Source organism: Peribacillus saganii (assembly GCF_003429095.1).
Lineage (GTDB): Bacteria > Bacillota > Bacilli > Bacillales > DSM-1321 > Peribacillus > Peribacillus saganii.
Genome location: NZ_QVTE01000052.1, coordinates 1 through 12233, shown reverse-complemented (window position 1 = coordinate 12233; position 12233 = coordinate 1). Strand labels below are relative to the sequence as shown.

Annotated in this window: 9 protein-coding genes, 1 tRNA gene and 1 pseudogene; 6 read left to right on the top strand and 5 right to left on the bottom strand. The window is 39.3% G+C overall.

Going from position 1 to position 12233, the window contains the following annotated elements; genetic code table 11:
• Window positions 1-134 precede the first annotated feature (134 nt).
• The 3 genes from D0469_RS17800 to D0469_RS17790 all read left to right on the top strand — a co-directional run bounded on the left by D0469_RS17800 (window position 135) and on the right by D0469_RS17790 (window position 2903).
• Window positions 135-782 (top strand): hypothetical protein, encoded by a 648-nt coding sequence (locus D0469_RS17800; protein ID WP_117328077.1) that lies wholly within the window; start codon window positions 135-137, stop codon window positions 780-782.
• A 290-nt stretch (window positions 783-1072) separates the two neighbouring features.
• Entirely contained in the window at window positions 1073-2095 is a 1023-nt protein-coding gene (locus tag D0469_RS17795) for a spore coat protein CotH (protein ID WP_117328076.1), read from the top strand.
• Window positions 2096-2225: 130 nt separating this feature from the next.
• Window positions 2226-2903, top strand: a complete 678-nt coding sequence (locus D0469_RS17790) for a DUF2642 domain-containing protein (RefSeq protein WP_117328075.1) — start codon at window positions 2226-2228, stop codon at window positions 2901-2903.
• Window positions 2904-3251: 348 nt separating this feature from the next.
• Here the strand turns inward: D0469_RS17790 and D0469_RS17785 are convergent, their stop codons facing one another.
• A complete protein-coding gene (locus D0469_RS17785) occupies window positions 3252-4607 on the bottom strand; it encodes an arsenic transporter (protein WP_117328074.1) in 1356 nt (451 codons plus the stop codon).
• Window positions 4608-4965: 358 nt separating this feature from the next.
• Between D0469_RS17785 and speD the strand changes: the two genes are divergently transcribed.
• Window positions 4966-6285, top strand: coding sequence for an adenosylmethionine decarboxylase (speD, locus tag D0469_RS17780; protein WP_117328073.1), 1320 nt, complete (start codon window positions 4966-4968; stop codon window positions 6283-6285).
• 110 nt (window positions 6286-6395) lie between these two features.
• Here the strand turns inward: speD and D0469_RS17775 are convergent, their stop codons facing one another.
• On the bottom strand, window positions 6396-7628 hold the full coding sequence (locus D0469_RS17775; protein WP_117328072.1) for an aminopeptidase: 1233 nt from the start codon (window positions 7626-7628) through the stop codon (window positions 6396-6398).
• A gap of 250 nt (window positions 7629-7878) precedes the next feature.
• A pseudogene (locus D0469_RS17770) lies at window positions 7879-8433 on the bottom strand (DsbA family oxidoreductase); the annotation flags it as partial.
• 239 nt (window positions 8434-8672) lie between these two features.
• On the opposite strand from D0469_RS17770, the gene D0469_RS17765 reads away from it, so the two are divergent.
• Window positions 8673-8745 (top strand) — tRNA-Val (locus D0469_RS17765).
• A 119-nt stretch (window positions 8746-8864) separates the two neighbouring features.
• On the opposite strand, the gene D0469_RS17760 is transcribed toward D0469_RS17765, so the two are convergent.
• Both D0469_RS17760 and D0469_RS17755 read right to left on the bottom strand, forming a co-directional pair.
• Entirely contained in the window at window positions 8865-9248 is a 384-nt protein-coding gene (locus D0469_RS17760; RefSeq protein ID WP_267897321.1) for a tyrosine-type recombinase/integrase, read from the bottom strand.
• 372 nt (window positions 9249-9620) lie between these two features.
• Complete coding sequence (locus D0469_RS17755; protein WP_117328078.1) at window positions 9621-10970, bottom strand: TrkH family potassium uptake protein; 1350 nt, start codon at window positions 10968-10970, stop codon at window positions 9621-9623.
• 644 nt (window positions 10971-11614) lie between these two features.
• Between D0469_RS17755 and D0469_RS17750 the strand changes: the two genes are divergently transcribed.
• Entirely contained in the window at window positions 11615-11854 is a 240-nt protein-coding gene (locus D0469_RS17750; RefSeq protein WP_117328069.1) for a hypothetical protein, read from the top strand.
• The last annotated feature ends 379 nt before the right edge of the window (window positions 11855-12233 follow it).

Sequence of the window (12233 nt, the reverse complement as noted above, 5' to 3'; positions counted from 1 at the left end):
CCCCCCCGGAAAAGCTTGGGACTTTTCATTCCCCCCCCCCCCCCTGGCTTAATACGAACACACCACAGCATTACCAATCTATACAATATCTGCATTTAGCCGGCTAATGCCAATATTGAAAGTGTGGTCAGAATATGGATTTTAGAGAAGCGGTTAAGGAGTTTCAAGTTTCTTATGACGATACTATTATAAATCGGATTATTTCGCAGCTTTCGCTAAACTTTGTTCCATATGAATTAACCGAGCCGGAGCAAATGATTGCATATATGGTAAAATCGCAGATCCGGCCGTATCTGGAGAAAGCCAAAAAAATTAGGAAGGGTACAAAAAACCGGTGGTATCGGTTTTTAGAGCTTATTTACGGAGATAATTACAGTGAACATGGCTATATCGGGCTGAATAGGATGTACAATCTAAATCTTTCACGTGAAAATAAATACTTATTGCCTGAAAGAGTTCGAGAAATGCTGCATGAAGATCTGCTTGCCGATTTGGATGAAGAAATCGGATTTTGGAACACCTTGCATGAAAAAGAGGACAAACTTCGGGAAAAATTGTTCCAGGAGGCGCTGCACTGCTGGGCAATTCCTGCTTTAGAATATGCCATTTACAGAGTCGATTCTGATTTGCCGGAACAGCAAATGGTTTCGCATATTAACCTTGCCTTTTTAACAAAGTATATTGAGCTCCGAACGAAATCGAAGCGGCTCTCACGAAAAAAAGTGGATGGCCATTGGATTTACTTCAAGGAGAAAGATGATCCTAAAGATATTAGGAAATAAATAACGTTTTGTGCGGTGCATAAAAAATTTGCAAAATAATTTAATTTTTATTCTGCCTGTGGACAAGTATCATGTCCCAGGTTTTTTAATGCATTAAAACGCGTCGGTAAAGCGTTTTTACATAATTTCAAGCCGAAGATAAACAATAATTTTTTCGGAAAAGACATACAAAAAGATGATATTGGAATACTTAAGCTCCACAAATGGGCTAGTGACTATGTCAAAAAGAATCTCCATACGTATAATGCATTATAAATAACCTATATGGATAAAGGACAGGGAGGATAATAATGAGTACTAATGAGAATTCAGTGATTGTTACTAATGAAACTGAAGTTAATACAGCTGCTGATACTGAAGTTAATACAGCTATTGAAACTGAAGTAAATGGGGTTAATGAAAATTCTATGAATGAGATGGCAACAGAGGTGCAAGCGTACCATTCATTTCTTGGATCTTTGAAAGGTAAGGTAGTAACTGTTTATCGCGGAGGCCCAGAGTCTAAAAAGGGCGTATTATTAGATGTGAAGTCAGATTTCATTGCTCTCTCCACGCAGAAAAATAACAATAATAATAATAATAACGACAATCAAAATAACAACAAGCAAAATCACCAAATCATCTACTATCAGGCTCAGCATGTAAAAAGCATCAGTGAAGACTCCAAGTCAAATTCCACTCAAACGATACCAATGATGAATAACCAAATGGACTACATTAACGCCGAAAGCTTCGTGGAACTTCTGAATCTAATGATAGATGAAAAAATCAAAATCAATCAGGGCGGTCCGGAATCAAAGAAAGGTATACTTGTTGAAGCTGCGAGTGATTACATTGCCTTATTTACTGATGATGATGGCATGGTCTACTTTAATATTAATCATGTTAAAAGTGTAAGCCTGCACCAAAACAAAAATGATAACAATAATCAAATGAAGATGGTGTATCCAGAAGCTGTAAGTGCAGCTAAATTTGAGGATGTGTTTAAGCATATGGAACATAAGTGGGTAGCGATTAACCGTGGTGGCGCTGAAGCGATGGAAGGTGTACTTGTTGAAAACTCAGGCGGCCACTATACCGTTGTAAGCAATCAAGAAGTGCTTCGCATCCACCCTTACCATATCAGAAGCATTAGCTCAGGTCCTAAAGGCTCTGCAAAAGGTTTGCAAAACCAGATGCAGAACCAGAACCAAAATAACAATGGTTACAATAATTACCAGTCTAATGATAACTCCGACAATTCCAATAACAACGTTAACAGAAGATCAGCCAGGAGAACACGAAACTCTTCTTATAGATTCGCCAGAAACTAGTGAAATCAAACAATGTAAAATCCTGCTTTAACCGATAAGGAAAGTCCAAAAGCAATCTCCATTAATGGTGTATTAGCGATAAAGCTGATACACCATTAATCTAACATCACATAGTAAAGGAGTGATAATGATGACCGGATTAAAAAGCTTCTTGGGAAAGGATGTAGAAGTTGAAATTTCAGGTAAAACATACTTTTCAGGAATCCTTATCGACATGGGATTGGACATTTTAGTTTTATTTAATGGCCGAAAGTACCTCTATATCCCGCTTTTACATCTGCATAATATTAAGGAGCGGGAAGTTAGGGGTCACGAAGAGCAAACTGAAAAACCTACGAATACAATGCCTTTTCAAAATGAAAAAGAAACCATTTCTTATCGTAAAATACTAACCAATGCGAAAGGTCAGTTCGTGGAGATTTTTGTAACTGGCAACATGTCCATACATGGGTATATTACAAATGTCTTAAACGATTATATTGTATTTTATTCACCAGTTTTTAAAACATTGTGTATTTCGATGCAGCATCTGAAATGGTTAACACCTTATACAAATAATTTGACCCCTTATACGCTAAACAATGCAGATCTCCCAGTGGTCCCTGCAAATATGCCTCTGGCTCGTTCCTTTGAAGAACAGCTGAAAAAGTTCGAAGGCCATTTGCTTGTTTTTGATTTAGGCCATGATCCCAATAAAGTCGGGCTCCTTAAAAATATTAACAACAATATTGCCGAACTTGTAAATGCTGAAGGCAAGACGATATTCTGGAAACTTATGCATTTAAAAACAGTTCACAATATAACATAAAATGCTGTAATGTCAGCAAAAGAATCAGGCCGTTCGCAAAGAGTCACAAACGTGGCTAGCTGCATCGGCCTTTTCATATGTTAACAAAAAGGCAATCAGTTCTGTGGAAACGAGAAGCCGATCCGAATAGTTAAGCAGTTAAACAGCCTTCAAGTTAAAAAGATGGCGTGGTAAGTAATACGTGTGTTGTTTACACAGGTGCTGCTGTCTGAAGAGGACTGCTGACATAGTTCAGATTTTGCTATATCGAATTCGGATCATTTCTATGGCGATTCAAAGATTCCTTTTACAATAAAGGCAGGTTCAGGTTCTACTGAGCCAGCCTTTATTCTATACATTTCCTGTGTTCTAGTAAAATATTAAATCTACCCAGAAATATAAGATGGTGAGTGTGAAGGCGACTGTAAGAGGAATCGCAAGTATGGTTACTCCGATATACTTGCTCCATGAAATTTTCACCTGATTACCTCTTAAAATATGCATCCAGATAAGGGTAGCCAATGTACCGGTTGGCAATAACAAGGATCCCATATCACTGCCGATGATATTAGCTAAATAAATGGTTTTCAAAGTGATGGGATCAAGCCCCATTTCTGTTAAAGCCATAGTACCGATCATCAGTGCAGGGTGATTATTAAAAATATTAGACAGTACTGAGAGGATTGTACCCATTACAAGGGTTGCATTAAATAAACTGGAGCTGACGATCGGTTCAATATAGCTGATCAAGAGGGTGGTTAAACCAATATTGTGAAGGCCATAAACTATGACGTACATCGTAAAGGCGAAAACGAATATATGCCATGGAATCTTTTTTAGCAAATCCAGCGGGCTAATTTTTAAATACCACCATCGCCAACCTAAGAGGATAATGGAACTGACAACTGCAACCATTGAAACGGAAATAGAATAGTAGGATGCGACGAATAAGGAAATCCTGACTAACAGCACAAAAGCAAGCACGGATACCATCAATTTTGTTTGCTGTCTCATTTTTGACCGGTCAGGCTCAGATTGCAATGGATGTAAGGCTGACAACTTTGAATAATCTATAGGCTTTGGGAAAAAAGGGATCTTCTTGGGCATTTCTCTATAAAAAATGATATATAAAAGAAAGGTAAGAAACAGCAATCCGAGCGTTCCTGGAACAAACATCATGGCGGTATGGAGATAAAGATCCATTCCTATGATTTCCAGTGCAATCAGGTTCACAATATTACTAACCCCTATCGGAGCACTTGAAGCAGTTGCAATTAAAGCGCCTGAGATTAAATAGGGCAGCTTTTGATGATTTTTTAACCCTAAATTTCGTAAGAGTAAAATCAGGATAGGCGTTGTGATAAGAATACTTCCATCATTATTAAGAAACAGGGTCATTAAAAAACAAAGCATATTTGTGAGCCAAAATAGCCTTATGCCAGAACCTTTTGAGGCCTTAAGCATTTTGGCAGCAACCCAGTTGAAAAAGCCAATACTCTCAAGAGCTATCGCCATGACCATTGTCGCCATGATGGTTACGGCAGCTCCTGTCACCTTCGTCCCAATATCTCCAATATCTGCTAAAGAAACACTTCCGCAAAGAAAAATCAGTACTGCTCCGGCCGTTGCCGGGATTGCTTCATTTATCCCTTTAGGCCTCCAAAATATAAAAATCATTGTTATGACGAATGAAAGTATTGTAAGAAACGGGGTTAATTCAGCCATACCTTATACCTGCCCTGGACTTTTATTACAGTACTAATAAAAATCACCTCTTCCCAATGTCTTTAATAACTGTTTGTACTCTATCTATATGTGACTATAAAAACCGTTGTCCTAGCCGTTTTCCCTATAAAAAGAAAAATCCACGAATGCCTTGAACGGATATTTGTACTAGTATGTTGAAGGCCTACTAACGAAATTGGGAAAGTGTGCGTGATTCCGAACGGGTTAAAAAGGGCTTTTTTTTTTGCGTGAAATTAGGAAATAGTACAAACCCATGATAGGGCAGGTACATACAGTATCAAAGATATAGTTGAGCAAGATTTTGGGAACTTATCTTACGTAAAGAGGAAGTGGATTGATGGATACGAAAGGACAACATCTCATCATTGATGCGTATGGCTGTCAAGCGGACATTCTTAATGATGAGGGCAGATTAAAAGATTTATTAATAAAAGCGGTTAATGATGTTGGTATGGAGATCCTGTCTGTATATTTTCATTCTTTTACACCACAGGGAGTAACAGGGGTTATCGTTCTTTCAACCTCGCATTTCTCAATACACACATGGCCAGAACATCAATACGCTGCCTTTGATTTATACACTTGCGGATCACAGGAATTATGGCCAGCTTTAAACGAGATACTGATTCAGATGCAGGCGGAAAACGCGCGTGTTTACGAGGTAGCGCGCGGTGATGGCTCTGGCAAGCTTCCTGTTATGAGGCGTATAAATTTTAAAGACGCTGGGGCAGAAACAAGCCAAGAATCACGGGAGCTTTTTCAATTAAGGGATGACCGGGGCAACGAATGGGATATGAAAGCTTTAAGGGAAATGCTTTATGGTAAGCATACAATACACTACCATGGATCCAGTCCCTTCCAGGACATTGTATTGGTTGAGGGCAATGATCTCCGTCTTTATTTAAATCAGGAGCTTCAGTTTTCTTCACTGGACGAGCGGCATTACCATGAAGCGTTAGTTTACCCAGCAATGGAAACGGCTGCCTCTACTGAACGAGTGCTGATTTTGGGCGGGGGAGATGGGCTTGCCCTGCGTGAAGTTCTTAAATATCCTGACGTGAAGCATGTCGACCTAGTTGATATAGACCCTGTTATGATTGAGCTTTCCAAAACGAACCCGGCTCTTCTTGCCCAGAACAACAGATCCTTCCATGACAGCAGGGTGACTGCTCATGTCGAGGATGCCATAAAATATATAGCCTCATGCAAAGACAGATATGATGTGATTATCATAGATTTTCCGGATCCTGTTGACGAGAACATTAGTACTTTATACACAAAGGAACTATTCAAGGATATTGCAGACCTCTTGTCCAAGGAAGGAGCATTAGTTTGCCAATCAAACTCTCCGGAAGATGCCCCAGTAGCCTTTTGGAGCGTTGGTGAAACCCTTAGCACAACTGGGCTGAACACCTTGGCATATGTTGTTGTTGTTCCTTCCTTCGGCTTATGGGGCTTTCATCTCGCAACAAGGGAAAAAATGGCTGAGAAATTTCCTGAAATCTCTGTACCTCACCAAGCCCTTCCAGCTAATATGAACCATTTGCTGATGATTCCTGAATCAATTATGGAAGAACGTGAAGATGCAATTGTTAATAGTAAAAGCAATTTACAATTACACGAGATATACCAACAGGAAATAGAGAACTGGGATTAATGCTCGGCTTAAACAAAAAACCACCTCAATGCCGAAACAAAAGGCATTAAAAGGTGGTTTTTTACCGTTAATTAAAAAATGGCTAGCTTAAAGTGAAAACAGAAAACAAATTAAAACGCCCAATCCCCATTTTTAAATACAGGTTCACTGGTGCCATTTTCTTTAATACCGTCGATATCCATTTCGGCAGAACCGATCATGAAGTCAACATGTGTTAAGCTTTCGTTTAAGCCATGCTCCGCAAGCTCTTCAGGTGACATCTTCTTGCCACCCTCAAGGCAGAAGGAATAGGAGCTTCCAATTGCCAGGTGGTTTGATGCATTTTCATCAAATAGTGTGTTATAGAATAGAATGTTTGACTGGGAAATTGGAGAATTGAAAGGTACAAGGGCCACTTCGCCAAGATAATGGGAACCTTCATCAGTCTCTACAAGCTGCTTTAAAATTTCTTCGCCTTCTTCAGCTTTTACATCGACAATCCTGCCGTCCTTGAATGTGATCATAAAGTTGTCGATAATGTTGCCTCCATAGCTAAGCGGCTTCGTGCTGGAAACTGTACCATTTACTCCTGTTTTTAAAGGAACAGTGAAAACTTCTTCAGTTGGCATATTTGCCATGAAATCAATGCCCTTTTCGTTGACGCTTCCGGCTCCCACCCAGATATGTTTTTCAGGAAGCTCAATTGTTAAATCAGTTCCCGGTGCACGATAATGAAGTTTTTTATAATGTTTCCCGTTTAAGTAATCAACCTTTTTGTGCAGTGTTTCATTGTGAGTTTTCCACGCTTCAACCGGTTTTTCTTTATCGATGCGTACTGTCTTGAAGATAGCTTCCCATAGAAGGTCAACTCTGCTTTCCGCAGGCTCTTCAGGGAAAACCATATCTGCCCATGCCTGGGAAGGAACCGCAATAATGGACCAGCTGACCTTATCTGACTGTACCATTTGGCGGTATTGTTTAAGTGCCGCACCTGCTGCTTTTTGGAAGCTGCTGATTCGCTCAGGTTTTACACCTTTAAGCAAAGCAGGGCTTGAGGATAAGATATGAAGGAAAGCAGCTCCTTTTTCTGCAAGTTCAATTTGTTCCTTTGCGCGGTGTTCAGGATATTCTGTAAACACTTCATCGGAAGCCATATCATATTTAAGTCGGGAAAGAGTGTCATCACTAAAATTCACAATTACGTTACTTGCTCCGGCTTCATAAGCCTTTTTGGCAATAAGGCGGGCAAGCTCTGCACCTTCTAACAACACATTGACAACAAGTGTCTGGCCTTTCTGAATATTTACGCCCACTTTAACAGCAAGTTCAGCGTACTTTTCTAATTGTTTTTGAAAATCTTTCATTATTTATGCTCCTTATTTTACAATTTTTTCGCATTTTATTGTAGCCCATTTTCCTATTGAATGATACAATCCACAGTTAATAAATATTCTATAGTAAACATGAAAATCCTCTTAAATGTGTATGAAAGGTTTTCTATCTGTTCATTGACTTTTTCATTCTATACAATGCAAAACCCGGCCGGTGGAACAGCCAGGTCTTGTGCAGAAAAAAGTCGTCAGTCGCTTTACTATTTAAAAAGCAGTTTAGATTTTAGCCTTTGTTGTTTGAGGCCTCTTCAAAAATGATTTTTTCAAGAGCTTCTTTTGAATGAAGGCCCTGAACCCGGCGGCTGCCAATGAAGAAGGTTGGCACCGCAGTAATGGAGGCTTCATAGTAGGCATGGCGCAGTGCCTGCTTGTGATGCGGTTCGTATCTTCTTTCTTTCAGTGCTTCTTCAATACCGCTGCGATCCACGCCGGCGGTTTCGGTTATGTCTGCCAGAACATCTATTTTCCCAATATCCTTTCCATCCTCCCAATACGCACGGAGTACGGCCTCAACATACTCATTGCCTTTGCCTTGTTCCTTCGCGAAGCGGAACCCTTCATGGGCCAAATGGGTATGAGGAGCAGGATCAACTGCAGGCATGTTCATTTTGACTCCGAGGCGATCGGCCAGCGGAGCAATCGATTGCTCCCACCCTTGGCGGTAACGCGGATCCTTTAAGGAAACCGTTTCAGCAGGGTAGGGCCGCAATTCAAACGGCATCCATTCAATTTCAACATCTTTGCCTTTTATTGCTTCCTTAAGCGGAGCCTCCGCTAAATAACAAAACGGTCAAACATAATCAGAATAAATCCGGATTTTTAAAGACATATAAATCTCCTCCTTTTCTGTAGTTTATCAACATGTTTAAAGACAATACGAATAAAATGCCTGATGCATTTATTATTAAACAAAAGTGAGAAAGAAAAAACCTGTTGACTTTTCATTAGAAATAAATATAATTAAATATGTACTCTAAGTCATGCATTTATTTAGCAAGCATGATTTACCACGTTTTCGATCTGTTAGCTCAGCTGGGAGAGCACTACCTTGACAGGGTAGGGGTCGGCGGTTCGAGCCCGTCACAGGTCATCCTATTCAGAAGCCTCAGTCCCTTGCTATACAAGGGACTGAGGCTTTTTTGTTGTTTACTAACTGCGCTCAAAATGGCACTCTCAGCGGGAGTGGTGCCATTTTTGTGCCAGAGTAATTTAGTTAGATTTAGCGAACAAGGCATCGATCTGATTTGCCGCTTCCTCCTGCATGCTTGGTAACACGTGAGAGTATATATCTAGCGTTGTTTTAATGTTGCTGTGTCCTAAACGTTCTGAAATAACTTTGGCGTGTATCCCTTGCTCAAGGAGCATGGTAGCATGCGAATGGCGTAAATCATGAAAACGAATGGCAGGGACGCCAGCATCTTCAACCAGTCGAAGAAAAGTTCGTTTTAGGTTATTAGGATTAACGGGTGTTCCTTTTGTAGTACAAACTACTAAATCATTATCCCGATAATCTGGACCGCACTTTAACTTTTCTTTAGCTATGCTAACCTTTTGTGACTGTAAAGCAAGGAGAGTTTCTTCAGGTGGTGTAATACTTCTTATACCGCTATTAGTTTTAGCACCGGGGATAAATTGTTTTCCGTCCTTACTAAGGGTTTGTCGAACATACAGTACTCCCTTTTTGTAACGATTTTATTGTTATATTTTTTAGGATAGTGAAGTATCTCAAATCAAAAATTAAACAACCATATTTTAACCCGGTCCTAAATTTGAACGGGGATATGTGTTTCTGGCATTTAAATAATGTATATTTTGGCAGTATGTTCATTCAGCATTTTGAATCATTGCACAACGAAAAACTGTATAGCTTATTTTTATACACAAATGTCAAGCTCTGCTTATTGTATTAACGGGAGGTTAGTTAAACAAGGAATAAAAAAAGAGCATATCCCTATGCCCTATACATTATCCAATTAGTATCTTTTCTTCTGCATAACGAACTTTTGGCTTGTTCGAATGAATCGCAAGAGCAAAAGCCATTGTCAAAGGACCCACTCTTCCTATGAACATCATTATTGTTATTAGAATCTTTCCCCATGGACTTAGTTCTGGAGTTAACCCCGCACTCATTCCAACAGTACCAAATGCGGAAACTGTTTCAAAAGCGATTACGGACATATCTGCTCCTTTCTCAGTAATCGTCAGTAAGAAGAAGATTATAAAACTAAAAAGCATTCCTGAAACAGCGATGGACAAAGCCCTCAATACAAGAGGGGTTGGGATTCTGCGTTTAAATACATTAACATCATCCCGATTAGTAACAACTGCCCAAAGAGCGAATAGAAGCAAAGCAAATGTTGTGACTTTGATTCCGCCGCCTGTTGAACCAGGAGATGCACCAATAAACATTAATGCCATCATATAAACAAGGGAACTAAGTTCCATTTGGCTAATATCGATGGTATTGAATCCTGCCGTACGAGGGACTACTCCTTGAAAGTATGCAGCCCACCATTTGTCAGTCGTTCCCAAACTTCCGAAAGTAGCTGGATTATTATATTCCAAACCAAAAATGACCAATGTACTAACGATATTAAGGACTAAAGTGAAAATTAACACTATTTTAGTGTGAAGAGAGAGTTTTCTTATATTCCTTTTTTCAAATATATCAGCGACAACGAAAAATCCAATACCACCTATTATAAATAAAGAAGTAATAACAATATTGACCGTAGGGTCACCCACCCATTTGCTCAAACTATCAGGTTCGAGCCCAAACCCCGCATTGTTAAAGGCAGAAACGGAATGAAATATTCCGTAGAATACAGCCTTCCCTACACTCATCTCCTGTGCCCATCTTATTGCCAATATAAAGGCTCCAATTGCTTCGACGATCAGTGTGATGATGATAACTCTTTGAACAAGAAGGATGACTCCTTGTATTGAAAGTGCATTCATAGATTCTTTAAGGAGGAGCCTCTGTTTAAAACCTATCTTTTTACCCAATACGATAAACATTAAGATTCCGCTAGTCATAAAACCCCAGCCGCCCAGTTGAATTAGTACGAGTAAAACAACCTGTCCAAACAAAGTAAAGGTAGTTCCAGTATCAACTACCGCCAACCCCGTAACACAAACAGCGGAAGTAGCTTCAAAAAGGGCATCAATCAAACTGAGGTGATGCCTGTCTTTGGTTGCTGCAGGAATCATAAATAAGCAAGTCCCAATAAAGATTAAGCCCATAAAACCGAGTATTAAAATGTGTGCGGGGTTTAACTGTATTGTTTTGTATCTTCGAAGATTTTTTGGCATCATATCCCTCTTTTTTGGACTGATTTTTTTATAATATTCTCTTGTCATCTCTTTTTCAACCTGGAGGGCAGGTTTGAAATAATTATTAAGCAGCAGTCCTTTTTTGTAAACATTTATTTGAAAAAAGGATTGTGAATCATTGTACTTAACCAAACGGGTGCACTAACACAATAAAAAATAAAATTAAAGAGCTTAAAATATGCAAGTTTTATGCACTACTTGCGTATTTTGGCCCTTTTATTTTTCATAAAAGATAATGCAATTTTCACGGCACCAACCATTTTTGTCCATCCCAGTAACCTAATCAAGAGTTTGCAAGTGTGCCTAATTTCCTTCACTATGCATGCATAGGTCATTAACAAGGCTTAATTTTGCTACAACACACTTCTTATAACTGCAGAGTGCTCTAATATGTGTGCTTAGGCATGCACTTCGCAACGCGATGGCAAATTTCTTAGTTTAAGTATATGAACATATTGGGTAAAGTAACTGCACTTCCAAGGTAGGATAGCGAGAGTGGCTATCATGATATTAGGCGGAGGAGGTGCCTAATTTCCTATCACTTGTTCTTATTTGAATACACACAAGGTTTTTAACTTCCTTGATCTTTTATATATTGTATCCAACGATAACAAGGGGAAGATTAGATGGCTATTAATCAAATTAAGAACATGTTAAATGAATTAATCCATTATAAAGATCCGGAAATAACTCACATCTATTCCCGGTATGAAGTTCCTTTTTCAGTCACATTAAAAAAGGGAGAGACTCCGCATCGTTTTATAATCACTTTCATGGAAGAGGAAAATGTGGAACTATTAGCTAATCTAGAAACATCCGTTCGCATCATGGATGAATTAATAGAACTTCAGGAAGAGGTGACTTGATGCAACTAATTGAATTGATAGGTTGGACGCTAACCATTATACTGTCTGTTGCTTTTATTACTGCAATATGTATGGTTGGCCGACGACCTAAATACCTACACATAGATAAGGCCGATAAGAACAAATATGACTTTTACAAAGTGGATTACACCAGACTACAGAGAGAACAAGAAAAATAGCCGATTTACTGGACATTATTAGGATCAATATCTTTAGGGAGCAAATGATTGTTTTGACTCTTAACTCCTCCGTACCTTCCAATCCATTTTGCTCCCTTTTACTGGCTATTCACATCGTTGCAGAAAGTTTGTGAAATACTGTACTTAAACTATTGGGTGCGTGTGCGGCCGAGCATAGGTCGTATCATATAGCGGGTGGG

What these genes read in the sequence shown, in the direction of transcription:
- D0469_RS17800 (WP_117328077.1), top strand. Translation starts at nt 135, where the DNA reads ATGGATTTTAGAGAAGCGGTTAAGGAGTTTCAAGTTTCTTATGACGAT.
- D0469_RS17795 (WP_117328076.1), top strand. Translation starts at nt 1,073, where the DNA reads ATGAGTACTAATGAGAATTCAGTGATTGTTACTAATGAAACTGAAGTT.
- D0469_RS17790 (WP_117328075.1), top strand. Translation starts at nt 2,226, where the DNA reads ATGACCGGATTAAAAAGCTTCTTGGGAAAGGATGTAGAAGTTGAAATT.
- D0469_RS17785 (WP_117328074.1), bottom strand. Translation starts at nt 4,607, where the DNA reads ATGGCTGAATTAACCCCGTTTCTTACAATACTTTCATTCGTCATAACA.
- speD (WP_117328073.1), top strand. Translation starts at nt 4,966, where the DNA reads ATGGATACGAAAGGACAACATCTCATCATTGATGCGTATGGCTGTCAA.
- D0469_RS17775 (WP_117328072.1), bottom strand. Translation starts at nt 7,628, where the DNA reads ATGAAAGATTTTCAAAAACAATTAGAAAAGTACGCTGAACTTGCTGTT.
- D0469_RS17755 (WP_117328078.1), bottom strand. Translation starts at nt 10,970, where the DNA reads ATGATGCCAAAAAATCTTCGAAGATACAAAACAATACAGTTAAACCCC.
- D0469_RS17750 (WP_117328069.1), top strand. Translation starts at nt 11,615, where the DNA reads ATGGCTATTAATCAAATTAAGAACATGTTAAATGAATTAATCCATTAT.